Raw genomic sequence first — 22,813 nt, forward strand, 5'->3', positions numbered from 1 at the left:
ACAATATCTATTGGCTGGCGGATAGAATTGCAGGCCAAACCCGTTCAATCAACACAATTATAGGTGAAAATAGAACAAAAGACCGAAATGAAAAGCTTTCGCACCCAATTCTTTTCAAAATGGAATGTCTTGCGCAAATATCTTTCCAGCATCTAAATAATCAGATCGCCGTATGGTTATTTCGTTCAGTCTTAGATTCGAAGTATGTTGATTCACTCTATCGGCGTGCCATCGAGGCGCTGCCGGTCTAAGATTGTTCATCGAACCAACGGGCAATATAGCCGGCAAGTTTTTCCGCAACTTGCTGCTTGGTCATTTGCGGCCAATCCTCCACGCCGTTACGGCTTATAAGGTGGATAGTGTTGCTATCACCGCCCATCACACTCTCACCGTTTTGCCCAAGCGACACATCATTGGCAAGGATGAAATCCGCACCCTTTTTGTCCAGCTTTTTTTGCCCATTGGCCAAAAGATCGTTGGTTTCAGCAGCAAAGCCGATCACCAGCTTCGGTCTATTTTCAGCATGGCCAATAGTTGCCAGTATATCAGGATTTTCCACCATCTGGATCATTGGTGCAGACTGGCCTGCCTGTTTTTTGATTTTCTGCTGTGCTGTCTGTTCGGTGCGCCAGTCGGCTACAGCGGCCACAAAAACCGCAGCATCGGCGGGTAGTGCTTTTTGCACCGCTGCCAGCATTTCCCGCGCGGTTTCCACGTGGATTGTTTCCACTCCATTCGGGTCTGTCAGGCTGACAGGGCCGGAAATAAGCGTCACCTTTGCACCAAGCTCGTGCAATGCGCTGGCAATGGCATGGCCTTGTTTGCCAGATGATCGGTTTGCCAGATAACGCACCGGATCAATCGGCTCATGCGTGGGGCCGGAGGTGACAACAATATGTTTGCCCAAAAGTGGTTTATGTATTGTACCAAGGTGATATTCAACGGCGGCCACGATGGCTAGTGGTTCGCTCATACGCCCGCGCCCGGCCTCGCCACTTTCGGCCATTTCGCCGCGCTCCGGGCCAATCATTTGAATGCCGTCGGCTTTTAACGTGGCCACATTGCGCTTTGTGGCAGGGTGCGCCCACATGGCAGGGTTCATGGCTGGTGCCAGCAATATGGGGCAGTTGGCGGCAAGCAGCACGGCACCGGCCAGATCATCGGCAATGCCCGTTGCCATTTTTGCCATGCGGTCTGCGGTAGCGGGTGCCATGATAATCAGGTCGGAATTACGCGCCAGCCGGATATGGCCGACATCCTGCTCGTCGGTGCGTGAAAACAGATCCGTAAACACATGGCCGCCCGCAAGCGCACCAGCGGCAAGCGGGGTGACAAATTGCTGCGCTGCCTGCGTCATCACCACGGTCACTTCCGCGCCGCGCTCACGCAAACGGCGGATAAGATCGAGCGATTTATAAGCGGCAATGCCACCACCGATGATAAGAAGAATGGATTTTGATTGCAATGATTGCATAGTGGGTGAAGAAACTGCAAGCGGCATCGCAATCTCTTCCGGTGGTGTTGAAAGCATGCGCCGTGCTTGCTCTTCCATGGAAACGCTGTTTTTAGCCGCGCGCAAACGCAGTTCATCCTTGGCTTCGATGGAAAGGTTACGAATGGTAATGCTGGCCATGGCTTTTATCCAATTGCAATCAATGCAATCAAATTTAGCACATTTTATCGTTTAAAAAAGCCTGCAGGTGATAATAACCATACAAATTGCTATCACAACAAGCGCATAACGGCCAAAACGGTTTTGCTTGGCTTGCGCGCGTGCCATTCTTTTGACCGTGGGGGCATCAAGATGGATGCCATTTTGCGCCATCTCATCCATACCTTCCTGAATGCGCTGAAAGCTTTGGGCGATTTCCGGTGTGCGGCGGGCCAAAAGCAGCAAGGATTCAGCCCCTTCGCGCAGGTCCTTGACCATGCCGACTGGCCCCATATTCTTCGCGATCCATTCCTTCACCACCGGATCGGCAGCTTTCCACATATTGAAATGCGGATTCAGTGTGCGGGCAACACCTTCCACCACCACCATGGTTTTTTGCAAAAGCAAAAGTTCGGGCCGGGTTTCCATATCGAAAAGCTCTGTCACCTCAAACAGCAATGTTAAAAGTTTGGCCATGGAAATGGTTTCGGCGGGTTGGCCGTGGATAGGCTCTCCGATAGCGCGGTTGGCCTGCGCAAAACTTTCAAGATCATGGTGGTGAGGGACATAACCCGCTTCGAAATGCACTCTGGCAACACGGCGGTAATCGCGCGTGATAAAGCCATAAAGAATTTCGGCCAGAAAGCGCTTTTCCTTTTTGCCAAGGCGCCCCGTAATCCCAAGATCAACCGCAACAATGCAGCCAGTTGGGTCAACAAACAAATTGCCCGGATGCATGTCGGCATGGAAAAAGCCATCGCGCAATGTATGGCGCAGAAATGACTGCATCAAAGTGACAGCAAGCGCATTAAGGTCAAAACCGGCATCGCGCAGGGCGTCGACATCAGACATCTTGATGCCGTCAATCCATTCCATTGTGAGCACATCGCGGCCGGTGCGTTCCCAATCCACAAGCGGCACGCGAAAACCGGGGTCTTCGGCTGTATTTTCATTCAACTCTGAAAGGGCTGCCGCTTCCAGCCGCAAATCCATCTCGATCTTGGTTGACTGCGCCAACATGTCAACCACGCTGACGGGGCGCAAACGGCGGGTAGCGGGCACATAGCGCTCCTGCGTTTCGGCCACCATGTAAAAGCCTTCCAAATCCTTGGCAAAGCGTTGGCGCACTCCCGGGCGAATAACCTTGACCGCCACCTTGCGCAGACTGCCGTCTGCATCGCGCACCGTCGCAGGATGCACTTGCGCCATGGATGCTGCGGCGATGGCAGGCCCGAATTCAACAAACAAGTCGTCAATCTTGCGGCCAAGCGAACCTTCAATCTGCGCAACAGCCTGCTCATGGGGAAAGGTGTAAACACGGTCTTGCAGTTGTGCCAAATCCTTGGCCACGTCAGAGCCGACAATGTCGGGACGCGTCGCCAAAAATTGGCCCAGCTTGATATAGGATGGCCCGAGCTTGTTCATCGCCCGCGACATATTTTCGCTGCGATCGGTATTTTTTGTTTTACGTCGTGCCACCCATCCGGCCATGCGGTGGGCCAATGCTGGCGGGCCTTGCAAGCCATCGCTTGGCAGGGCGCTTAACACACCTTCACGCGCCAAAATCCAACCGGCGCGCATCAAACGGAATGAGGCGGAGATTTTCGACATTCAAATTTTCCAACCAGAATGCATGGCAGCAATGCCACCGGTAAGATTACGGTAGGATACGCGGGAAAAGCCCGCTTTGGTAATCATGGCGGCAAAGTCGTCTTGCTTGGGAAATTTGCGGATGGACTCTACAAGGTAACGGTAGGAGTCTGCGTCACCGGCGATCATCTGCCCCACACGCGGAATGCCGTGGAACGACCACATGTCATAAACCTTGTCGAGAACAGGCATTTCCACTTCCGAAAATTCAAGGCACATGAAACGCCCACCGGGTTTTAATACGCGGAATGCTTCTGCCAAGGCTTTGTCGATATGCGGCACATTGCGAATGCCGAAAGCAACGGTGTAGGCGTCAAAACTCTGATCGTCGAAGGGCAGCTTTTCGGCATTGGCTTCAACGAAATCGACATATTGGGAATAGCCTTTTTTGTTGGCGCGTTCTGCCCCCACTTCCAGCATGGAGCTGTTAATGTCGAGCACGGTGGCATGGGCATGGCGGTTTGATGCGTCGATAATGCGGAAGGCGATATCGCCCGTGCCGCCAGCCACATCCAGCACGCTCCAACCGTCCACATGCGGTGGCGAAAGCCAGGCAACGAAAGCATCTTTCCATAAACGATGCATGCCCATGGACATCACATCATTCATAATGTCATATTTCTTGGCGACAGAATGGAACACTTCGTTGACCATGGACTGTTTCTGGTTTTCTTCAACTTTTTTAAAGCCGAATGATTCTTCCATACCGCCTTTGGCGCCAACGCGAGCTGTCTCAACAGTCATTTCTGTGACCTTTCAATATTATCTGCCTTTTTATCTATCGCAACTTGCGCACTTATGGAATGGTCAACAAACGAAAAAGGTAAATTGAAGGCAGTCAGCATCTTTTCATCTTTTCCATGAAAGCTTATAGGCCTAATAAGTTGCACAATAAGGAGAAAAGTCCATGGCCGTGACAATTGTTTCCCATCCGCTGGTTCAGCATAAATTGACCATGATGCGCAGAAAAGAAACATCAACAGCCGAATTTCGCCAGCTTGTGCGTGAGACCGCCTTTCTCTTGGGCTATGAAGTTACCCGCGATCTGGAGCTCGAAAACGCTGCCATTGAAACGCCTATGGAGGAAATGGAAGCGCCGGTTTTGAAAGGGAAAAAACTGGTTTTGGCCTCGATCCTGCGTGCTGGTGAAGGGCTGCTTTTCGGCATGCTGGATCTGCTGCCATCAGCGCGTGTTTGCCATATCGGCCTTTACCGCAACCACGACACACTGGAAGCGGTGGAATATTACTTCAAAGCGCCTGAAGATATCGCCGAGCGGCTGGTGATTGTGGTGGACCCGATGTTGGCTACCGGCAATTCAGCCGTGAAAGCCATTGACCAGTTGAAAAAACGCGGGGCAAAGCAAATTCGCTTTGTGTGCATTTTGAGCGTGCCGCAGGGCATTAAACATTTGCAAGAAGCCCACCCCGATGTTGACATCTATACCGTGTCGGTTGACCGCGGGCTCGATGCTGCAAGCTATATCCTGCCGGGCTTGGGCGATGCGGGCGACCGCATGTTTGGCACGAAATAGGATTTAGAGATGAAAAACTCGCTTTTGGCTATCCGTCATGGGGGCTTTGAGGATTTGGGTAGTTTTGCTCCGCATTTTCAAAACGCGGGTTACGAAATAAACTATTTCGACATTGGCGTTGATGATATAGCAACACTTGATTTGGTCGCGCCGGATATGGTTGTTATTCTGGGTGGGCCCATTGGGGTTTATGAAGAAACGGCCTATCCGTTTCTGGTTTCTGAAAAGCTGGCTTTAAAAGCACGACTCGATGCAGGAAAACCAACTCTCGGTATTTGTCTCGGCAGCCAGCTGATTGCCAATGTTCTTGGTGCTGAAGTAAAAGCAACCGGTCACAAGGAAATCGGGTATAGCACACTCCATATCACGCAAGCAGGCTTGAAAACTGTTCTGCGCCACCTTGATAATGTACACGTTCTGCATTGGCATGGTGATATGTTTGAATTGCCGCAAGGATGTGTCACATTGGCTGAAACATCGCTTTGCAGGCATCAGGCTTTTATGGTGGGGTCGCATGTGTTGGCGCTGCAATTCCATCCTGAGGTTGTATCATCGCGGATAGAGCAGTGGCTTGTCGGACATGCTGCAGAATTGGCCAGTGCAAAAATCAACCCGGCTCAAATCCGTAAAGATGCGGCGGTTCTTGGCGAGAGGCTGGATCATGCTTGCAAAATCATGATTGAAGAATGGCTGGCCAATCTATGAGAATGCAACGATAAAGTCAGTGACGATGCTCAGTTACCGGCCGGCTGCCAAATGTGTTTCGCAGATTGTTTTGACCTCTGCTTGTAGCAATTCAATCCGCTCGAACAACCATTTCAGTTCTTCCGCAGTAATTTCATAATGCTGCGAATAACGCGCCTCCACATAAGCGCGTACCAGACGCTCGAACGAGCGCTTGTAAAGTCGTTTATTACGCGGCCAGATAGCTATGAGTTCTGGTGCAATTTCCGCACCCATATCGCGCAATTTCCAGATATTATGCATCTTCGGGCTGTACAGTTTCAATGTCAGCAAAAGACAATTATAGGTATGCTCTGTCGCTTGATGGGCAAGAAAAGCTGCCATGCGCATATCCGCTCCCATCTTACCTTTTGATTCATAAAAATGAAATTTGGCGCCCTTAAGCGCGGATTGCGAAAGCGGGAACCACTCATCAAAATACTTTTGCGCTTCTTCGTGCTTTTGCTCATCGCTCATATTGCCCGGCTTGGTAAAACCGCGGCCACCGCCGTCATAAAGCACAATGCCATCACGCAAAATGTCCAGAAAAAACGGACGACCGGCATTGAGCTGCTTATTGATGTGGCTTATGGAATGCACAATCGGCTCTGCCGGTGTCTTGATGCGCTTGGTTACAACATATTCTTGTGACAAGCGCTTATCAGCATCATACCAATAGTCAAAGCCTGCATATCTTTCCTTATCCACCACGACAAGCAAATCAAAGTCGGAAAAATAGCCGCCTATGCGGTCTTCCACATAGTCGCCGCGCGCATAAGAGCCATAGAGCACAAGTTTGAGAATGCGGCCTTTGGGGGCAGCTTTCAGCCGTCTTTTTGATTGGGCCTGTTCAAATTCCTCGAACAGAACCTTAGCAATATAGGCGAGCTCTCGCCGCTTGCGCAGCGGCAGATGTTTCAGCTTTTCTTGCAACTGGTCGGCGTCATATTCCATAAAACCACTTAAAGCATATCACGAACATGTTGCAAACAGTCTCTTGCATTGCTGTTTGTCTGCCAGCCTTAACCCACATCATATTGCCAAAATGGATGACTGCAAACCATGCTGACAAATATTGTCATGCAAGCGGTCTATGAAACGGGCTTATGAAAAACTGCGAGATCAGGGATGATGAATATGCACTATTGGCTGGCAATCGCTTCTGCCAATCATGTCCAAAGAGGTGTCGATGGCGGTTTTATGCAAGTTTGCCATGGCAAAGAGCGCCCGTTAAAAAGGCTCCATCAGCATGATCGTGTTGTCTATTATTCACCTTCAAAAGTGATGGGTGAGAAAGACGGTTTTCAGTCGTTCACATCTGTTGGACATGTTTGTGATGATGTGCCCTATCCCTTCGATATGGGCCATGGCTTTCAACCCTATCGCCGCAATGTCAATTGGCTGGCAAATGCGGCGGTGCCGATCAAACCGCTCTTACAGGTTTTGGATTTAACCCGCGGCCAGAAGAATTGGGGCTATGCTTTCCGCTTCGGGCTTTTGTCGCTGTCGGAGAATGATTTCAATGTCATCCTTGAGCGCATGAAACAATTGGCCGGTACCGTCAGCGAGATAGGCCCTCAACAGGGCTAAACACCACGCGCAAGCCGCCAAGCGGACTTTGCTGCAAAGCCAACTGCCAGCCATAGGCTTTTAAAATACTATCGGCAATGGAAAGGCCAAGTCCGGTGGACGAACTGCGTTCATCAAACCTGATGCCACGTTCGACAGCGCTTTCCCGCTGTTCCGGGTTCATGCCGGGGCCATCATCGTCTATGACAAGATGGTTTTGCGCGCTCATGCTGATTTTGACCGTCGATTTTGCATGGCGGGCGGCATTTTCCAACACCGGCCCCAAGGCTTCCGCCATATCGGCACTATCCAGCGGCAGCATGGTTTTGGGTGCGATAGGACTTTGCCAGTCAAGCACTTCGCCATAAGCGGTATTGGAAAGGACGCGCACCAACTGTTGGACAAGCGCTGCAATGTCACATGAGACCGGCCCTTTTTGCACCGAGACTTCCGCGCGGCTGCGGGTCAGCTCCCGCTCGATCTGGCGTTCCAGACCCAAGCCAAGGTCACGCAGATTTTGCGCGGTTTCACTATTACCTTCATCCGACAAACGTTGTGCCAAATTGCGCAAGGCGGCCAGTGGCGATTTCAGGCCATGGGCAAGATCGGCAGCACGTTTGCCCGCCGCATCAATGGACTTAGCGCGCGCATCCATCAAATGGTTGATGGTGCGGGTCAGCGGCTGCAACTCGGCCACAAAATCGTCGCTCATGCGGGTGGAAGGGTTGTTCATGAGCTTTTCAACCGCGCGATTAAGCCCGCGAAGCGGCAGCAGCCCCAGTTCGATTTGCAGCCAAATCAACAAAACCAGCACCAAACCCAGCAAAGCCAGATAGCGGGCAAGATCGCTTGCAAATTCATCACGCGCCTTGTCAATCAAACTGGTGGCTATGGCCACATCGATGCGGACCCGCCGTGCCATGTCGGCAGAAGACAGGGTAAGATCGCGCGAAAGCATGAAAACATCACCTTGCCTTGTAGCTTGGGCATTCAGGGTTGTTTGTGGCAAGGTTGTTTGCGGCAAGTCACTGTCCCATAGCGAGCGGGAGCGCAAAACCTGCCCATCTTCAAGGTCGCTCACCCGCCAATAATATCCACTGAGCGGGGCATCAAATTGCGGGCTTAACCTTGAGGCTGAAAGGTGCAGTGCATTGTCTTGGCCGACAATCAGACCGGCGGCAATGGCATTGAGATGGGCATTTAGTTCATCAGAAAAACGGCGCTCAATATGGCGTTCAAACAGATAGATAAAGCCGAAAAAAGAAATCAGAAGCGCAATGGCAATGGCAATGATACCCAAGGCCAATTGGCGCAGGCGTAAAGACCGCATCGCGCTCATACATCACCGGCGAAGCGATAGCCAAAGCCGCGGCGTGTTTCGATGGTGCCGGCACCAATTTTGCGGCGTATGCGGCCAATCAAGGCCTCTAATGCATTGGGGTCGCGCGCATCAACATCGCCATAAATATGCTCGCTCAATTCGGTGGGCGAAACAATGCGGTCGTGATGGAGGGATAAAAAATGCACCAGCCGATATTCCAAAGCGGAAAGCTCAACCATTTTGCCTTTGACGGAAACACGCATCAACCTTGTGTCGATCTGCACATCGCCAATTTGCAAAACCGGATCGGCCTGTCCGGCACTGCGCCGGATAAGGGCACGAAGCCGCGCAATCAGCTCGATCATTTCAAACGGTTTGGCCATATAGTCGTCGGCACCGGCATCAATGCCTTCCACCCGTTCCATCCATGTGCCGCGGGCTGAAAGGATGATCACCGGAACGCTTACACCGGCTTTGCGCCAAAGTTTCAACACGCTTAACCCGTCTTTGACCGGCAGCCCGAGATCAAGCACAATGCCATCGTAATTTTCGGTGTCGCCCATAAACCATGCGGTTTCGCCATCGGCGGCCTCGTCGGTGCTGAAGCCCGCCTGCGAGAGTGCCTCGCTCACATCTTTGCGCAATTGCGCATCATCTTCAACAACCAGAACTTTCAAAACATTCCCTTTATGACCACCATCAGTCATCAATTTCAATATCAATGATCTCGCCTGTCTTGGCGTTCATTTCCACTTCGCGGATGACACCGCCCGCATCAATCACCTTCAGCTCATATATGTAAAGACCATCATCGCGGTCAAATTCAACCTTGATGACGCTGTTTCCCGGCAAAGCTTTCTCCAGCGCCGCAAGCATATCCTTAAGCGGGCGGATTTCGCCGCGCGCCAAGGCGGCACGTGCGGCATCCTGATCGTCATCGGCAATGGCCGGTACTATCCCGGCGAGAAGGGCGCTCAACGCGCATATGTGCAACCATTTCAACATGGCCTCATTATGCCTCAATGAAACTGACAGGACGCTGACAGGGGGTGTAAGATTGCCGTCAGCTTGCCTATGTTATTGATAGGCCATATTCCGGAAACAGCAAAATCGACCGGATTGAGATAAATTAAAAAAGGAGACCAACCATGTCAATGAAAACAGTTCGAATGATTGCTTTGGCTGCAGCTACTACCGTTTTGGGCGCCACCGCAATTGCCACGACAGCTTCCGCACAAACGCCCGATGCGCGTATCAGTTGGTCGCAATTGACAAGCAAGCTCGAACAGGCCGGTTATCAAATCCGTGATCTCGACCAAAAGCACGATGGCTGGGAAGCCGAAGTGACAGACAAGAACAATCAGCGTCTGGAACTTCGTCTTGACCGTCAGGGCAATATCACCCGCCAAAAGATTGATGATTAAGACAGCGATAGAGTGACACAAGCTTAATATTTGTAACAAAATATAAGTTTAGATTGGAATGCCGGTTGCCATGCGCTTCCGGCATTTTGATGTTCTGACCCTGTATTTGTTGATTTTGTTTGGATGTGACACTATGATGAAATCGTCATAGTCCAAGAACAAAGAGTTTTTATGAGTGAGAATGTAATCAGCAGATAATTGCCGCCAAGTATGAAGGCGCAATTATCAATTCAATGTTTCATTGCTGGCAGTGATGCCGGCACAGTTGAATTATGATTACTGCATAGAGTTCCTCATGAATATCTCAAAACTTGAACAAAGGACGTTACACGTTCTGGCTAAAGGCGGACATATCGACTATATCCGCGACGATAGTGGTAAAATCTCCGAAATCGAATGTTACACACGTGAAGGTTTTCTGCTTTCCGATTGTACCCTGGATATTTTCAAAAAACTGAAAGCGAAGCGGCTCATCCAATCCAGAGATGGCGATGCTTATAGAATTAGCCGCAATGGGTTGCTGCATACGCGTGCTCGCCTTGATAATCGCTAGGCCGCGGTGACAAAAGCAAAGAAGCACATTTGAAGGTTCAAGTCTGTTTTAAGCTTTGTTCGTGTTGCTTTTGACTGTCTGATAAAGCCGGCATTTTTCACATTTATGGGATGCCGGTTTTTTTACAAGCTGGATTGCCACGTCAATATGCGCGATGGCATAACCTTCGGGCACAGGCGGATGATGATCAAACGGCAGTGCAGCTTGAGGCGCAACGGCAACCGTCCCATCTTCGTAGTGGTAAAGGGTAAGGTTGCAACATTGCGTTGAATAAAGTTGCTTCTGCGCTTTACCCGCAACAGGGCGGATCATTCCGGCGGCAGAAAAATGATGCAATGTGTTATAAACGGTTGCGGGAGAGATATTGCCGCCGCTGAAAGCAATCTCTTCATAAAGCGTTTCTGCATCCACCAATCGGTCTTCTTCACCAAATAGATGTGCGGCAATTGTCAGGCGTTGGTTGGTTACCCTGAGCCCAAAACCTTCGAGAATTTGCCGCAGGCGATCATCATCAATTTTCGAGCGCTTCAGAATTTGGCGCATTTGCGGGGTAACGAGCAGCATGAGAAATCTCCAACGATGGAATAAGAGACGTTATTGCGAATAGTTTGCATTTGCAATTCAGAAAAACTCTGCTAAGTATTATTGTAAATGCAAATCATGTGCAATAAGAAAGTGGATATAATGTTGGTTGTAGAAAAATCTTTAGGCTCGCTCCCTAAGGCCCGCAGTTTGAGCCGTGCGGCATTTGCGGTCGGGCTCATGATGTTCGGCCTGTTGTCACCTTCGGTCTCGGTGGCTGCCGAAAAGTTTAAGGCTGTTACGACATTTACCATCATTGCCGACATGGCGCGCAATGTTGCCGGTGATGCGGCGGATGTGCAATCGATTACCAAGCCCGGTGCTGAAATTCATGAATATCAGCCCACGCCGCAGGATTTGATGCGCGCGCAAGGGGCCGATCTTATCCTTTGGAACGGTTTGAATCTGGAACTATGGTTTGAAAAGTTCTTTGATAATATCAGTGATGTTCCAAGCGTTGTCGTATCAAATGGGGTGGAGCCGATGAGTATTTCGGATGGCCCTTATGAGGGAAAGCCTAACCCGCATGCATGGATGTCGCCAAGCTCTGCCTTGATCTATGTCGATAATATCCGTGATGCCTTTGTCAAATACGATCCCGAGCACGCCGCGACCTACAAGCAAAATGCGGAAAATTATAAGCAGCAGATCCGCGCGCAAATCGACCCGATTAAAGCCGAGTTGGCCGCATTGCCGCAAGACCGCCGTTGGCTGGTGACAAGTGAAGGGGCGTTCAGCTATCTCGCCCGTGATTTCGGCTTGAAGGAACTTTATCTCTGGCCAATCAACGCCGACCAGCAAGGCACTCCGCAGCAAGTCAAGCGCGTGATCGATGCCGTGCGCGAACATCACATTCCGGTGGTGTTTTCCGAAAGCACCATTTCGCCAGCGCCTGCCAAACAGGTGGCACGTGAAACCGGTGCCAAATATGGCGGTGTGCTTTATGTCGATTCACTGACCGAAGCCGACGGTGCCGTGCCCACCTATATTGATCTGCTGAAAGTCACAAGTTCCACCATTGCAAAGGGTCTGGCAGATGGAGAAGGCAAGCAATGACAACTGGAGCAATGACAACAGGAATTTCTGCCTGCGGTGTCACGGTCACCTATCTCAACGGCCATACAGCTTTGCGCGATGCCAGCTTTGAAACACCAACCGGTTCCATTACCGCGTTGGTGGGCATTAACGGTTCTGGCAAATCGACGCTGTTTAAAGCGATCATGGGGTTTGTCGGCTTGTCCAAAGGTACCATCAGCGTTTTCGATATGCCGGTGAAAAAAGCCCTGAAGCAGAACCTTGTGGCCTATGTGCCGCAAGCCGAAGATGTCGACTGGGATTTTCCGGTTCTGGTGGAAGATGTGGTGATGATGGGGCGCTATGGCCATATGAATTTTCTACGCCGCCCCAAAGCCGCCGACTATGCGTCTGTCACCGATGCTTTGCAGCGCGTCAATATGCTGGAGTTTCGTAAACGCCAGATTGGCGAATTGTCCGGCGGGCAGAAAAAACGGGTGTTTTTAGCCCGCGCCATTGCGCAGGAAGCAAAAGTCATTCTGCTCGATGAACCGTTCACCGGTGTCGATGTGAAAACGGAAGACCAGATTATCGTGCTGCTTAAGCAATTGCGTGATGAAGGGGCGGTGATGCTTGTTTCGACGCATAATCTTGGATCTGTACCGGAGTTTTGCGACCGTACCGTTTTAGTTAAAGGCACAATTTTGGCTTTCGGGCCAACGCGCGACATCTTCACACAAGCCAATCTGGAAGAAACCTTTGGCGGCGCTTTGCGCCACCATGTTTTGGAAAGGGTGGGGGAACGCCAAGTCAATGTGCTGAGTGATGATGAAAGCCCGCTGTTTCTTTATCCTGAAAAACAAACGGAGCCTTCGTCATGAGCGCATGGTTGCTGGAGCCGTTCCACTATCAATATATGGTCAATGCCATGTGGGTTTCCGCATTGGTGGGGTGTGTCTGTGCTTTTCTTTCAGCGTTTTTGATGTTGAAAGGCTGGTCGCTGATTGGAGATGCGCTGTCTCATTCCATCGTGCCGGGTGTTGCGGGGGCCTATATACTTGGCCTGCCATTTGCCTTGGGCGCTTTCTTTTCCGGCGGTTTGGCAGCTGCCGCCATGCTGTTTTTCAATCAGCGTACCAAGCTGAAAGAAGATGCGATTATCGGGCTTATATTTTCGTCATTTTTTGCACTCGGCCTGTTTATGAAGTCGTTAAAGCCCATGGCCGTGAATATCGACACCATTGTTTTGGGCAATATTTTGGCCGTCAGCCCTTCAGATATTTTGCAGCTTGCACTGATTGGTTTCGTATCGCTCATCATTTTAAGCCTGAAATGGAAAGACCTGATGGTGACGTTTTTTGATGAAAGCCACGCCCGCACCATCGGCCTGCATACCAATGGTTTGAAGATATTGTTTTTTGCACTGCTTGCCGCTTGTACCGTTGCGGCGATGCAGACAGTGGGGGCTTTTCTGGTTATCAGCCTGGTGGTCACACCGGGAGCCACGGCCTATTTGCTCAGCGACCGTTTCCAGCGTCTGCTTGTCATTGCCGTGGTAATTGGCACATTCACCAGTGCCGTCGGGGTCTATCTCAGCTATCTTTTCCATGCGCAGACAGGCGGGGTCATCGTGCTTTTACAGGCGTTCATTTTTGCATTGGCGTTTTTCTTCGCCCCCAAACACGGGTCTATCGCGGCAAGACTGCGCGCAAAGGAGGCCCGCTCATGACAAGTTCCATGATGGATACGCTGCTTTTACCCTTTCAATTTCCTTTTATGGTCAAAGGAATGGTGATTACCATGACGGTTGCCGTGCCAATGGCGATGTTGTCCTGCTTCTTGATATTGAAAGGTTGGTCGCTTCTGGGGGATGCGATTTCACATGCCGTCTTTCCCGGTGTGGTCTTGGGTTATATGGCAACGCCTTGGGCCGTCGGTCTTATCAGCGCGCTGCCATTTATTTCATTGACCCCCATCAACACTGCAGATGTCACCATGGCGATGATGGCTTTGGGGGCTTTTATTGCCGGTATGGTTTGCGCGGTTCTAACCGGTTTTTTAAGCGCCAATAGTCGCATCAAGCAGGACACGGTGATGGGCGTTGTTTTTTCGTCAATGTTCGGTCTGGGGCTGGTTATTGCCACCAGCATTCAAAGTGAACTGCATCTCAACCATATTCTTTTTGGCAATTTGCTGGGTGTCAATTGGCTTGATATCGTACAAACGGCGATTATCTCTTGCGCCATAGCACTGGTGCTTGGCACAAAATGGCGCGACTTTATGCTGTTTGTCTTCGACCCAGTACAGGCGCGGGCCGTGGGCTTGAAAGTCACCTTTCTGCATTATGCACTTTTGACCATGATATCCCTGACAATTGTTGCAGCACTCAAAGCCGTGGGGATCATTCTGTCGATCTCATTATTGATTGCTCCCGGTGCTATTGCCTATCTTATCACCAAGCGCTTTTCGTTTATGATCATCATTGCCGTGCTGATTGGTGTGGGTTCAAGTTTTCTGGGTATCTATCTCAGCCTGTTTATCGGTTCTGATTCAGCCTCCACCATTGTTTTAATGATGACCGTTCTGTTTATACTGACCTTTATCAAGGTATCCCTTTCAAATCGTCGAGCTGCTTTGGGCGGTTGAGCGCTGCCGTCAAACGAAATTGGGAACCATTGGCAGATTGCGTCGTCCGTGATAAGCACTAGGCCTGATTAACAGCGACGCAATTGGGCTTTATGAAACATTATGTCATCAATCTCGACCGTTCCAAAGACCGTTTGGAGCATGTGGAAGCAGCCTTCCAGCAAGCCGGATTAGATTTTCTTCGTGTCAGTGCGGTGGATGGACGGGCTTTGCCTGATGAAGACTTCGAGCGGTTGACCCGTATACGCAACTGGTCAAAGCCATTAACGCGCACCGAGGTCGGTTGCTTTTTAAGCCACCTTGCATGCCTCAAATTGATTGCCGAGGGCGACGATCCCTATGGCGCTATTTTTGAAGATGATATCAATCTATCTCCCAATGCGGCTCTATTCCTGAAGGACTGGAAGTGGATTCCAAAGGGCTGTGACATCGTGAAAATAGATACTGCCGAGACGGTTTGTGTCCTGGGCCGCTTTGATACTACCCTGCAGCAGAATTATAGGCTGGCACCGCTCATCAGCAAGCATTACTGTGCCGGTGGCTATATCGTTTCAAAAGCCTGTGCGCGGTATTTATATGAAAGCAACCAGCAGGTAACAGCGCCGATAGACGAGATCTACTTCAACCCTGAATGCGGCGTGCTACAAACGATGAAAGTCGAGCAAATGGTGCCGGCTATTGTTGTTCAAGCCGGGCTTGTCAGCACAATTCGCGCACCCATGCAGAAAAAGAAACATAAATCATCTAACCGTTCACTCGCGCAAAAGCTTGGGCGTGAGGTGATACGCTTGGAAAAACGTTATCTTTACCCCTTACGGATGAAGATCTTTCGAGGCTATTTCTGGGGTGTTGTACCCTTCAAATAAGGCACATGACGGCCATGTTAATTGGCCATTTTGATATGCATATCAGCTATGCATTATTGTGCGTTGTTGGTGCGAATGATATCGGCTAATTATCTTGTCACCGGGTTACTCCTCCTCCCAAACCCGGTAGATGAATGCAGCACCTCCTCCTCCCAAAAGCTGCATTCGGAATCAAAAGGCTGCGCACCTCCTCCCGCGCAGCCTTTTTTCTTTTCTGCTTTCAGATTTTCCAAACACTAAGCCTGCATGATTAATCGCGCCTTTATGGTCTGTGTTGAAAACTAAAGAGAATAGTAAAAAGTGGGAACCGCATCCGCAGATCAAACAGTCCGGATGCCTGTTTTCGATCAGGAACCTGTCGGATAACTCTATGCGGTAAAACAATCAGCGCAATTATGGGACAAAAAAACACAACTTATAGTAGAAATTTGTCTTATTGCGTCATCTCGGTGGCTTATGGTTAACATCCTATTAACCCTATCGGCATTAACTCGGACAATATTATATTGATTCGTTTTTGACTACACTGTCAGACTTTGTGAGGGGAATTATGCGCTTTAAATCTGTTTTGATTGCGGCTGGACTCTTGGCGGCTTCTGCACTCACCGGTTGTACAACAACGGGTGGGCCATCTGGCATGACGTCCACCTATCCTTCTGTGAATGATGGCGGATATGTCATTCCGGCGGTGCCGCAAGATAAGATCAAACCGGAATATCGCCGCCAAATCGTTAATTATCCGACCAGCGAAAAGCCCGGTACGATCATCATCGAAACCCAGACGAAGCATCTCTATTTCGTGATGGAAGACGGTAAAGCCATGCGCTACGGCATAGGGGTTGGCCGTGATGGCTTCCGTTGGAGCGGTAATGCCAGCGTTGGCCGCAAGGCTGAATGGCCGGTTTGGACACCGCCACCGGCCATGATGGGTCGTCAACCAGAATTGCGCAAGTTTGCGGGCGGCATGAAACCCGGCTTGACCAATCCACTGGGTGCGCGGGCTCTCTATCTTTATAAAAATGGTCGCGACAGCATGTATCGGTTGCATGGCACACCTGAATGGTGGACGATAGGCAGCAATGTATCATCTGGCTGCGTACGATTGATCAATCAGGATATCATCGATCTATATAATCGTGCTGCGGTTGGTGCCAAGGTCATTGTTCGCTAGAGCATTTCCAGAAAAGTGTGAAGTGGTTTTCGGATAACAAACGCGTTGTAAACAATAGATTATAGCGTCGATCTGATTTAATCAGATAGACGCTCTAATAAACGCTGCGTTACTCTGAATTCAGACAAAACACATAAGCCATCTGTTTATTGCGTGTAGCTAATGGATCGGCATCGGATAGAAATACAGGCCGCAGGGCTATCTTAGCGATGCAAGCTGTCGTCATTTCAAGGCGACGCTATAGATTAAGCGAAAAAACATATAGCGAAAAGCGCGGCTCAGCCGCGTTTTTTGCGTTTTTAGCGATAAGTTTGCACAATAGCTCCTGACCCTATCGGGATGGGCGCGTGAGAATATAGACCGAGATTGCCGCCAAGACGATGATGACGCAAATTGCAAGCCATAGAACCGGCTGGGCAATGAGCAGGAATGAACAAAAGCCTACGGCCATGCCGCCAACGGCAAGGAATTTGACAAAAGGCGCAATAACGCCCTGTTCTTCCCATTGTTTGATTGGCGGCCCAAAAACCTTATGGTGATGCAGCCAATGATGAAAACGCGGTGATGAGCGGGCAAAGCACCATGAGGCGACCAGTAAGAAGGGTACAGTCGGCATAATCGGCAAAACCGCACCGATAACACCCAAAACAATCATCAGGCAGCCCAATACATAGTAAACCAGACGCAACGGCCCCGGTGTATTAAAATCTTTCATGACGCTCCTGTACCACCAAACTTTGTTCTGATTTGTGCAACCATGCCTTAAAATGGGGCAACTTCACGACAAATGCGGCGAAATTGCCTTCTGAGGGCCATTTCCAGACCACATAGCCGCGTTATTGAGCATGCCTCGCTTTTCTTATCTCAAAACAAACCAGTTAGCAGGATATGTGTTCTTTCATTAATAAAAAAACCCTTATTTCGCTGATAACCGCAATTATTGTTGTTATTCTTCCTTCAGTCAGTTCTGCCGGCCAATGTGGCAAAGCATCATGGTATGCCCTGCACTCCAAAACAGCTTCCGGTGAAATGATGAATCCATCCGGCATGACGGCTGCCCATAAAACACTGCCGCTTGGCACCAAGGTTCGTGTGACAAACAAAACCAATGGCAAATCCATTGTGGTGCGTATCAATGATCGGGGTCCGTTTATTCGCGGGCGTGTGCTGGATCTGTCCAAGGGCGCAGCCCGCCAACTCGGTTTCATTCAAAGTGGTCATACCAATGTCTGTTATGAGCGCCTTAGCTAAATAAGGACCTATTTATTGCAATGAATAGGTTCTACCCTCTCGAGTTTATCGCTGCGGCAATAAAAAAGACCGGTAAAACCGGTCTTTTCATTTTATAGTTTTGAAGAACAACCTTTTAGACTAGCCATTTGACTGCCGGATAGAGCGCAGACCAAGTGAAAATGCAATCCAACTCCAACCTTGGAAAATCAGGTCGATGGAGAGGAAAAGGCCCAAAATCCACAATGTGTTTGCCGGCCATCCGGTTGTAATGACAATGCCAGCCAATGCGGTAATGACGCCCGCTGCAATGATCCAGCCAGAACCTTTAAGACCTCTGCTTTGAAAACCGACGATGATACGGATAACACCGGCAACAATCAGCATAAAACCGAGCAGGAAGGTAAACACGGCAGCAGCTAGGATAGGCTGGGTGAAACAGATAACCCCACCTACCGTATAGAGCAGACCGGCAAGCAGCCAGTAAAAGAAACGGCCCCAGCTTTGCACGCCAAAAGCGTGGATCAATTGTGTTACACCGGCGAAGACCATCATAATGCCGATGTAGATTGCAACTGCGGCGGTTGCGAAAGGCAATGTCAATGAAGCGATGATGCCGACGATGAGCAAGATGATGCCCATGGCCATGAACCATCCCCATTTGCCTGCAACTTCTCTGCCACGTTCAGGGAGATTCAAATTGTCTGCTCTCACCATGGTATTTCCTTTTCAAAATGATTGTTCCAGCGGAACGTTTTTTATGGCATTGCTTTGTGACATAAGTGGTATAGCACAAACTGTCCTATTTATAGAATATATGGCAAAATAACGGCGTGAAAAGGGATCATTGATCACGATTGCGGCAATCGTTCATAAGCACAAACAGGAAGATACAAGATAACCGATGGATGTATTTCTGGAAAATTATTGGCCGCATATTCTGGCCGTTCTTTCTCTCGTTCTCGGGCTTGTCGCGGCCATCCATGCAACCATGACCAAGCAGGAAGTGCGCACCGCCATCGGCTGGGTCGGTGTCATTCTGCTTTCACCGGTTCTTGGGGCGGTTATCTATGGGCTTTTCGGCATCAATAGGATGCGTAGCCGCTCGGTCAATGAAAAACGCCGCCACGCTATTGCCAATACCTATTTCCATGCAGCCGATTATGATTGCAAAAACGAAGATATACTGAGCCGTTTTGGCAGGTTGGCACTGCCGATGAAAAAATTGGGCGACCATGTCAGCGTTAGCCGCATGACGTCGGGTAATACCATGGATGTATTGGAAAACGGTGATGCTGCCTATGGTGCCATGCTGGAAGCGATCAAAAATGCCCAGCGTTGCATTATTCTTGAAAGCTACATTTTCGACCGCGATGCAATGGGAGAAGAATTTGTCGATGCACTTTCAAACGCTGTTCAACGCGGTGTCGAAGTCCGTGTTTTGATTGACGCGGTCGGTGCGCGCTATTCTATACCGAGCATTGTACGCGATCTGCGATTGAAACACGTGCCGGTTGCGGTTTTCAATGGCAATATTATCATCGGCCTGCGTCTTCCTTATGCCAATCTGCGCACGCACAGAAAAATCCTGGTGGTTGACAATCATCTGGCCTTCACCGGTGGCATGAATATCCGTGCAGGCTTTTCTAAAACATTGAGTGGCGGTGCTGCCGCAGACGATACGCATTTTAAGGTGGAAGGGCCAGCTGTCATTGATCTCTTTCATGTTGCTTCCAATGATTGGCGTTTTGCAACCGGAGAAGCTCTGGAAAGTGACAAATGGGCCATTCCTCCGCCTGACCTGAAACCCGGGCAGGGTATGTGTGTCCGTGTGGTTCCGACCGGACCGGACCGGTTGATAGAAACAAACCAACGTATGTTGATCGGTGCTTTCTCGGTAGCGGAAAAACACATTCATATCATGACACCCTATCTCTTGCCGGATCGGGAATTGATCAGTGCGCTGGTGACGGCCGCACGACGGGGTGTAGAGGTGGATATTGTTGTTCCCGGCAACAACAACCTGAAACTTGTTGACCGTGCCATGCGGGCGCAATTTGACCAGCTGCTTCGTGATGGTTGTCGTATTTGGCGGGCGAATGGCCCTTTCAATCATTCAAAACTCATGGCAGTCGACCATATCTGGAGCTATGTCGGTTCGTCCAATCTTGATGCGCGTTCGCTCAGACTCAATTTCGAGATTGATTTGGAAGTTTTTGATGAATCGCTATCCCATCATCTGTCTGAAAAGATCGAGATGGAACGCAAGGATTCGACACAGGTTCTTTTAAAGGATTTACAAAAGCGGCCTTTTATCTTCCGTCTAATCGACAAAATTATCTGGCTTGGTTCACCATATCTCTGAGGGATTGCGTTGCTGCTGCCAAATCCACTTCAGCCTTGATGGGAAGGTGATCGGATGCAACCCTTGCCAAAGGTGAAGAATGGCTTTCGATACTTGAAACCAATTGGTGGGGGAAGGCGAAAACGCGATCGAGTGCGAGAAACGGAAAACGCGATGGAAAGCTCGGCACGGTGCCTAAAGTCACATCGAAATAAGGTGCAAGATTGGTTAAGGACGATCCTTTGCCAACGCGCCATTCGTTGAGATCCCCGATCATGATGGTGGGCATGACATCGCGTTTTTCAAGCAGCGACAAGATCATCTTGGCTTGCTGGTTTCGGGAATGTCGTAGCAGACCGAAATGAGCCGCCACAATCCGTATCGGCCCTGCTTCCATATCCAATTCTGCAATCAGTGCACCACGGGGTTCAATGCCGGGAAGCTTGATTTGTAAAACATCCCTTGCAGTACCATTTCGGAAAAACAAGGCATTGCCATGCCATCCATGGCCATTGGGCGACATCGCGTTGATCGGCACAGGTACAAGCCCCGTTTCAGCACGCAAATGGTTCAGGTCGAGCAAACCGACACGTTCACCAAAGCGCTTATCTGCTTCCTGAATCGCGATGACATCGGCTTCGAGTTCTCCGATGACGCGAACGATGCGGGCCGGATCGAAAACTTTGTCCACCCCGACGCATTTATGCACGTTGTAAGATGCGATGACCAGATCGTGCCCGTCTCTATCGGCATCGACAGGGCGATGGCCACGACGGTTGCGGATAGCACGCAGCAGGTTCTGGTGGATGGCTTTCTGGCTCAATTGGCTGGGCCAGCCGAATTTGGTGTTCTTTAGTATTTCGATCATTTGTCCATTCACACTTATGAAGGATGACCCGCTTCATCGCAACACTATGGAGCGGCTCGCGACGAAGCGCAAGCCGCCTCGCTAAGAGTTGAAGACCACACATTTTCGCGCTTGCTTGAAAAGATTGGCTTGAACATCCATACTATATTGGAAATAGGGCGATTTCGCGGGTGTAAATGCCCCAAAATGGAGTTTTTTCTCCTGAAGGATTGCGATGCGTGAGAGTGATACGAACGAGGTGATTGTTATCACCGCCTTTTCTCAAACACCCCAGACACCAAAACGGGCCGGGCCGATTGCCTTTAACCGTACAGAGCTTGATGCCATCCTGCGCATCTATGGCCAGATGGTTGCCGCAGGTGAGTGGCGCGATTATGCCATTGACCATCTGGATGATAAGGCAGTTTTTTCGATCTTTCGTCGGACAAGCGAAGTACCGCTTTTCCGCGTCGAAAAAAATCCGAAACTGGCGAACCGGCAGGGTGCTTTTAGCGTCATTGCTGCCAGTGGCATGATTTTGAAACGCGGGCAGGACTTGCGCCAGGTATTGCGGGTGTTTGATAAAGCACTGTTGAAAATCGTTTAAACCAAGCAACAGGACATCAGCTGACATTGATGTTTGCAGGATCGTCGCTTGTTATGCCTTATCTTTTTCGTAAAAAGCTGGTTTTGCTTCGCAGCCAATGACAAGCGACAGGAAGATCGCCAGACTATGGCGCAAAAAAAAGCCCCGCGGCAAACACCGCGGGGCTTTTTGAAACTGTAATATGATCAGTTACGGTTTGAACCGAGGAACTGCAGCAAGAATACGAACATGTTGATGAAGTCGAGGTAGAGATTCAACGCGCCCATAATGATCTTACGGCCACGTGTATCGTGCTCGTCACCTTCATAATACATCAACTTAATGGTCTGCGTGTCATAGGCGGTAAGGCCTGCGAAAATCAGAACGCCAATCACGGAAATCGCGAACTGCAACGCACTTGAACCGAGGAAGATGTTGACCACCATGGCCAGCAAAATACCGATCAGGCCCATGAACAAGAATGAACCCATGCCCGTTAGATCGCGCTTTGTTGTATAGCCATAAAGCGATAGCGAAGCAAAAGCTGCTGCGGTGATGAAAAATGTCTGTGTGATGCTACCTGGTGTGTAACGCAGGATGATCGACGACAAGGAAAGGCCGACCAAAGCCGCATAGACAAAAAACAGCGTGCGTGCAGAACTCGTGCTGAGCGTGTTGATCTTGAAGCTGAGGAAAAATACAGCTGCAAGAGGTGCAAACATAACGACATAGGCCAGCGGCGAGGTGTAGAATGTCACACCGAGAGATGTCAGCAAAACACCGTTGCCCAACTGCCCGGCGGCCTGAGCAACATCATCCGTTGTTGCCATTGATGAAATAGCAAGAGCAGCAAAAGCCGTGATGACAAGCCCGATCGCCATTGTGTTGTAGACGCCCAGCATGTAGCTGCGCAGCCCCTGATCAATGGATGCATCGGCCCGTTCCACGGTCGCTGAACGTAAGTTTTTGAAATCAGCCATTTAAATTTAGTCCTTTAGCGTGTGTTCCGTCGGGTGTCGGGATGGAAAATGCATGATTGTTGTTTCCCAATATCTCCCAGGCTCCGCTGGCGGAACCCCAGCATGCCTGAGTGTTATTATGG

At 50.0% G+C, this 22,813-nt stretch carries 26 protein-coding genes; 14 read left to right on the forward strand and 12 right to left on the reverse strand.

Going from position 1 to position 22,813, the window contains the following annotated elements:
• Positions 1 to 247: 247 nt before the first annotated feature.
• Genes coaBC through ubiE form a run of 3 tightly spaced genes read right to left on the reverse strand, consistent with a single transcriptional unit; the run spans position 248 to position 4,045 of the window.
• Complete coding sequence (gene coaBC, locus ACYSNS_RS03600) at positions 248 to 1,633, reverse strand: bifunctional phosphopantothenoylcysteine decarboxylase/phosphopantothenate--cysteine ligase CoaBC (RefSeq protein WP_461721745.1); 1,386 nt, start codon at positions 1,631 to 1,633, stop codon at positions 248 to 250.
• A 51-nt stretch (positions 1,634 to 1,684) separates the two neighbouring features.
• Positions 1,685 to 3,262: a 2-polyprenylphenol 6-hydroxylase gene (gene ubiB / locus ACYSNS_RS03605; RefSeq protein WP_461721746.1), complete on the reverse strand. Its 1,578-nt coding sequence runs from the start codon at positions 3,260 to 3,262 to the stop codon at positions 1,685 to 1,687.
• Positions 3,263 to 4,045 (reverse strand): bifunctional demethylmenaquinone methyltransferase/2-methoxy-6-polyprenyl-1,4-benzoquinol methylase UbiE, encoded by a 783-nt coding sequence (ubiE, locus tag ACYSNS_RS03610; RefSeq protein ID WP_461721747.1) that lies wholly within the window; start codon positions 4,043 to 4,045, stop codon positions 3,263 to 3,265.
• Positions 4,046 to 4,208: 163 nt separating this feature from the next.
• On the opposite strand from ubiE, the gene upp reads away from it, so the two are divergent.
• Complete coding sequence (upp, locus tag ACYSNS_RS03615; RefSeq protein WP_461721748.1) at positions 4,209 to 4,835, forward strand: uracil phosphoribosyltransferase; 627 nt, start codon at positions 4,209 to 4,211, stop codon at positions 4,833 to 4,835.
• Between the two features lie 9 nt (positions 4,836 to 4,844).
• On the forward strand, positions 4,845 to 5,540 hold the full coding sequence (locus ACYSNS_RS03620) for a glutamine amidotransferase (RefSeq protein ID WP_461721749.1): 696 nt from the start codon (positions 4,845 to 4,847) through the stop codon (positions 5,538 to 5,540).
• Between the two features lie 33 nt (positions 5,541 to 5,573).
• Here the strand turns inward: ACYSNS_RS03620 and ACYSNS_RS03625 are convergent, their stop codons facing one another.
• A complete protein-coding gene (locus ACYSNS_RS03625; RefSeq protein ID WP_461721750.1) occupies positions 5,574 to 6,512 on the reverse strand; it encodes a HEPN domain-containing protein in 939 nt (312 codons plus the stop codon).
• 183 nt (positions 6,513 to 6,695) lie between these two features.
• Here ACYSNS_RS03625 and ACYSNS_RS03630 point away from each other — a divergent pair, with 183 nt between their 5' ends.
• Positions 6,696 to 7,148, forward strand: coding sequence for an EVE domain-containing protein (locus ACYSNS_RS03630; RefSeq protein ID WP_461721751.1), 453 nt, complete (start codon positions 6,696 to 6,698; stop codon positions 7,146 to 7,148).
• Here ACYSNS_RS03630 and ACYSNS_RS03635 read toward each other — a convergent pair.
• Genes ACYSNS_RS03635 through ACYSNS_RS03645 form a run of 3 tightly spaced genes read right to left on the reverse strand, consistent with a single transcriptional unit; the run spans position 7,120 to position 9,453 of the window.
• Complete coding sequence (locus ACYSNS_RS03635) at positions 7,120 to 8,457, reverse strand: sensor histidine kinase (RefSeq protein ID WP_461721752.1); 1,338 nt, start codon at positions 8,455 to 8,457, stop codon at positions 7,120 to 7,122. The two genes, ACYSNS_RS03630 and ACYSNS_RS03635, sit on opposite strands and share 29 nt — an antisense overlap.
• Before the next feature lie 5 nt (positions 8,458 to 8,462).
• The gene (locus tag ACYSNS_RS03640) at positions 8,463 to 9,125 is read right to left on the reverse strand and encodes a response regulator transcription factor (protein WP_461721903.1); all 663 of its coding nucleotides are present in this window, start codon (positions 9,123 to 9,125) and stop codon (positions 8,463 to 8,465) included.
• Between the two features lie 22 nt (positions 9,126 to 9,147).
• Positions 9,148 to 9,453 carry a PepSY domain-containing protein gene (locus tag ACYSNS_RS03645; RefSeq protein ID WP_461721753.1) on the reverse strand — a complete coding sequence of 102 codons (306 nt, stop codon included), beginning with the start codon at positions 9,451 to 9,453 and terminating at the stop codon, positions 9,148 to 9,150.
• 143 nt (positions 9,454 to 9,596) lie between these two features.
• On the opposite strand from ACYSNS_RS03645, the gene ACYSNS_RS03650 reads away from it, so the two are divergent.
• Positions 9,597 to 9,872, forward strand: coding sequence for a PepSY domain-containing protein (locus ACYSNS_RS03650; RefSeq protein WP_461721754.1), 276 nt, complete (start codon positions 9,597 to 9,599; stop codon positions 9,870 to 9,872).
• Between the two features lie 295 nt (positions 9,873 to 10,167).
• On the forward strand, positions 10,168 to 10,425 hold the full coding sequence (locus ACYSNS_RS03655; RefSeq protein ID WP_461721755.1) for a YjhX family toxin: 258 nt from the start codon (positions 10,168 to 10,170) through the stop codon (positions 10,423 to 10,425).
• Between the two features lie 48 nt (positions 10,426 to 10,473).
• On the opposite strand, the gene ACYSNS_RS03660 is transcribed toward ACYSNS_RS03655, so the two are convergent.
• Entirely contained in the window at positions 10,474 to 10,989 is a 516-nt protein-coding gene (locus ACYSNS_RS03660) for a Fur family transcriptional regulator (RefSeq protein ID WP_461721756.1), read from the reverse strand.
• Between the two features lie 198 nt (positions 10,990 to 11,187).
• Between ACYSNS_RS03660 and ACYSNS_RS03665 the strand changes: the two genes are divergently transcribed.
• The 6 genes from ACYSNS_RS03665 (at position 11,188) to ACYSNS_RS03690 (ending at position 16,704) form a co-directional block, all read left to right on the forward strand.
• A complete protein-coding gene (locus tag ACYSNS_RS03665; protein ID WP_461721904.1) occupies positions 11,188 to 12,063 on the forward strand; it encodes a metal ABC transporter substrate-binding protein in 876 nt (291 codons plus the stop codon).
• Positions 12,060 to 12,902, forward strand: a complete 843-nt coding sequence (locus ACYSNS_RS03670) for a manganese/iron ABC transporter ATP-binding protein (RefSeq protein ID WP_461721757.1) — start codon at positions 12,060 to 12,062, stop codon at positions 12,900 to 12,902. Before ACYSNS_RS03665 ends, ACYSNS_RS03670 begins: the two co-directional genes overlap by 4 nt.
• Positions 12,899 to 13,750 carry a metal ABC transporter permease gene (locus ACYSNS_RS03675; protein ID WP_461721758.1) on the forward strand — a complete coding sequence of 284 codons (852 nt, stop codon included), beginning with the start codon at positions 12,899 to 12,901 and terminating at the stop codon, positions 13,748 to 13,750. Before ACYSNS_RS03670 ends, ACYSNS_RS03675 begins: the two co-directional genes overlap by 4 nt.
• A gap of 8 nt (positions 13,751 to 13,758) precedes the next feature.
• Positions 13,759 to 14,667, forward strand: coding sequence for a metal ABC transporter permease (locus ACYSNS_RS03680; RefSeq protein WP_461721905.1), 909 nt, complete (start codon positions 13,759 to 13,761; stop codon positions 14,665 to 14,667).
• A 92-nt stretch (positions 14,668 to 14,759) separates the two neighbouring features.
• The gene (locus ACYSNS_RS03685) at positions 14,760 to 15,533 is read left to right on the forward strand and encodes a glycosyltransferase family 25 protein (protein WP_461721759.1); all 774 of its coding nucleotides are present in this window, start codon (positions 14,760 to 14,762) and stop codon (positions 15,531 to 15,533) included.
• Between the two features lie 550 nt (positions 15,534 to 16,083).
• On the forward strand, positions 16,084 to 16,704 hold the full coding sequence (locus ACYSNS_RS03690) for a L,D-transpeptidase (protein WP_461721760.1): 621 nt from the start codon (positions 16,084 to 16,086) through the stop codon (positions 16,702 to 16,704).
• A gap of 331 nt (positions 16,705 to 17,035) precedes the next feature.
• Here the strand turns inward: ACYSNS_RS03690 and ACYSNS_RS03695 are convergent, their stop codons facing one another.
• Entirely contained in the window at positions 17,036 to 17,419 is a 384-nt protein-coding gene (locus ACYSNS_RS03695) for a YbaN family protein (protein WP_461721761.1), read from the reverse strand.
• Between the two features lie 173 nt (positions 17,420 to 17,592).
• On the opposite strand from ACYSNS_RS03695, the gene ACYSNS_RS03700 reads away from it, so the two are divergent.
• On the forward strand, positions 17,593 to 17,955 hold the full coding sequence (locus ACYSNS_RS03700) for a septal ring lytic transglycosylase RlpA family protein (RefSeq protein ID WP_461721762.1): 363 nt from the start codon (positions 17,593 to 17,595) through the stop codon (positions 17,953 to 17,955).
• A gap of 120 nt (positions 17,956 to 18,075) precedes the next feature.
• On the opposite strand, the gene ACYSNS_RS03705 is transcribed toward ACYSNS_RS03700, so the two are convergent.
• A complete protein-coding gene (locus ACYSNS_RS03705) occupies positions 18,076 to 18,651 on the reverse strand; it encodes an HdeD family acid-resistance protein (RefSeq protein ID WP_461721763.1) in 576 nt (191 codons plus the stop codon).
• A 187-nt stretch (positions 18,652 to 18,838) separates the two neighbouring features.
• Between ACYSNS_RS03705 and ACYSNS_RS03710 the strand changes: the two genes are divergently transcribed.
• On the forward strand, positions 18,839 to 20,299 hold the full coding sequence (locus ACYSNS_RS03710; protein ID WP_461721764.1) for a phospholipase D-like domain-containing protein: 1,461 nt from the start codon (positions 18,839 to 18,841) through the stop codon (positions 20,297 to 20,299).
• On the opposite strand, the gene ACYSNS_RS03715 is transcribed toward ACYSNS_RS03710, so the two are convergent.
• Complete coding sequence (locus ACYSNS_RS03715) at positions 20,271 to 21,146, reverse strand: endonuclease/exonuclease/phosphatase family protein (RefSeq protein WP_461721765.1); 876 nt, start codon at positions 21,144 to 21,146, stop codon at positions 20,271 to 20,273. The two genes, ACYSNS_RS03710 and ACYSNS_RS03715, sit on opposite strands and share 29 nt — an antisense overlap.
• A 214-nt stretch (positions 21,147 to 21,360) precedes the next feature.
• Here ACYSNS_RS03715 and ACYSNS_RS03720 point away from each other — a divergent pair, with 214 nt between their 5' ends.
• A complete protein-coding gene (locus tag ACYSNS_RS03720) occupies positions 21,361 to 21,732 on the forward strand; it encodes a DUF2794 domain-containing protein (protein WP_461721766.1) in 372 nt (123 codons plus the stop codon).
• A gap of 185 nt (positions 21,733 to 21,917) precedes the next feature.
• Here the strand turns inward: ACYSNS_RS03720 and ACYSNS_RS03725 are convergent, their stop codons facing one another.
• A complete protein-coding gene (locus ACYSNS_RS03725) occupies positions 21,918 to 22,691 on the reverse strand; it encodes a Bax inhibitor-1/YccA family protein (RefSeq protein WP_461721767.1) in 774 nt (257 codons plus the stop codon).
• Positions 22,692 to 22,813: the final 122 nt, after the last annotated feature.

The sequence above is a fragment of the Bartonella sp. LJL80 genome, assembly GCF_054871565.1.

Bases quoted from the DNA above. Each gene is read 5' to 3' on its own strand.
- ACYSNS_RS03675 (WP_461721758.1), top strand. From the start codon at position 12,899: ATGAGCGCATGGTTGCTGGAGCCGTTCCACTATCAATATATGGTCAAT.
- ACYSNS_RS03680 (WP_461721905.1), top strand. From the start codon at position 13,759: ATGATGGATACGCTGCTTTTACCCTTTCAATTTCCTTTTATGGTCAAA.
- ACYSNS_RS03700 (WP_461721762.1), top strand. From the start codon at position 17,593: ATGTGTTCTTTCATTAATAAAAAAACCCTTATTTCGCTGATAACCGCA.
- ACYSNS_RS03635 (WP_461721752.1), bottom strand. From the start codon at position 8,457: ATGCGGTCTTTACGCCTGCGCCAATTGGCCTTGGGTATCATTGCCATT.
- upp (WP_461721748.1), top strand. From the start codon at position 4,209: ATGGCCGTGACAATTGTTTCCCATCCGCTGGTTCAGCATAAATTGACC.
- ACYSNS_RS03725 (WP_461721767.1), bottom strand. From the start codon at position 22,691: ATGGCTGATTTCAAAAACTTACGTTCAGCGACCGTGGAACGGGCCGAT.
- ACYSNS_RS03705 (WP_461721763.1), bottom strand. From the start codon at position 18,651: ATGGTGAGAGCAGACAATTTGAATCTCCCTGAACGTGGCAGAGAAGTT.
- ACYSNS_RS03690 (WP_461721760.1), top strand. From the start codon at position 16,084: ATGCGCTTTAAATCTGTTTTGATTGCGGCTGGACTCTTGGCGGCTTCT.
- ubiE (WP_461721747.1), bottom strand. From the start codon at position 4,045: ATGACTGTTGAGACAGCTCGCGTTGGCGCCAAAGGCGGTATGGAAGAA.
- ACYSNS_RS03670 (WP_461721757.1), top strand. From the start codon at position 12,060: ATGACAACTGGAGCAATGACAACAGGAATTTCTGCCTGCGGTGTCACG.
- ACYSNS_RS03650 (WP_461721754.1), top strand. From the start codon at position 9,597: ATGTCAATGAAAACAGTTCGAATGATTGCTTTGGCTGCAGCTACTACC.
- ACYSNS_RS03645 (WP_461721753.1), bottom strand. From the start codon at position 9,453: ATGTTGAAATGGTTGCACATATGCGCGTTGAGCGCCCTTCTCGCCGGG.
- ACYSNS_RS03715 (WP_461721765.1), bottom strand. From the start codon at position 21,146: ATGATCGAAATACTAAAGAACACCAAATTCGGCTGGCCCAGCCAATTG.
- ACYSNS_RS03665 (WP_461721904.1), top strand. From the start codon at position 11,188: ATGATGTTCGGCCTGTTGTCACCTTCGGTCTCGGTGGCTGCCGAAAAG.
- ACYSNS_RS03655 (WP_461721755.1), top strand. From the start codon at position 10,168: ATGAATATCTCAAAACTTGAACAAAGGACGTTACACGTTCTGGCTAAA.
- ubiB (WP_461721746.1), bottom strand. From the start codon at position 3,262: ATGTCGAAAATCTCCGCCTCATTCCGTTTGATGCGCGCCGGTTGGATT.
- ACYSNS_RS03620 (WP_461721749.1), top strand. From the start codon at position 4,845: ATGAAAAACTCGCTTTTGGCTATCCGTCATGGGGGCTTTGAGGATTTG.
- ACYSNS_RS03685 (WP_461721759.1), top strand. From the start codon at position 14,760: ATGAAACATTATGTCATCAATCTCGACCGTTCCAAAGACCGTTTGGAG.
- ACYSNS_RS03710 (WP_461721764.1), top strand. From the start codon at position 18,839: ATGGATGTATTTCTGGAAAATTATTGGCCGCATATTCTGGCCGTTCTT.
- coaBC (WP_461721745.1), bottom strand. From the start codon at position 1,633: ATGGCCAGCATTACCATTCGTAACCTTTCCATCGAAGCCAAGGATGAA.
- ACYSNS_RS03720 (WP_461721766.1), top strand. From the start codon at position 21,361: ATGCGTGAGAGTGATACGAACGAGGTGATTGTTATCACCGCCTTTTCT.
- ACYSNS_RS03630 (WP_461721751.1), top strand. From the start codon at position 6,696: ATGCACTATTGGCTGGCAATCGCTTCTGCCAATCATGTCCAAAGAGGT.
- ACYSNS_RS03660 (WP_461721756.1), bottom strand. From the start codon at position 10,989: ATGCTGCTCGTTACCCCGCAAATGCGCCAAATTCTGAAGCGCTCGAAA.
- ACYSNS_RS03625 (WP_461721750.1), bottom strand. From the start codon at position 6,512: ATGGAATATGACGCCGACCAGTTGCAAGAAAAGCTGAAACATCTGCCG.
- ACYSNS_RS03695 (WP_461721761.1), bottom strand. From the start codon at position 17,419: ATGAAAGATTTTAATACACCGGGGCCGTTGCGTCTGGTTTACTATGTA.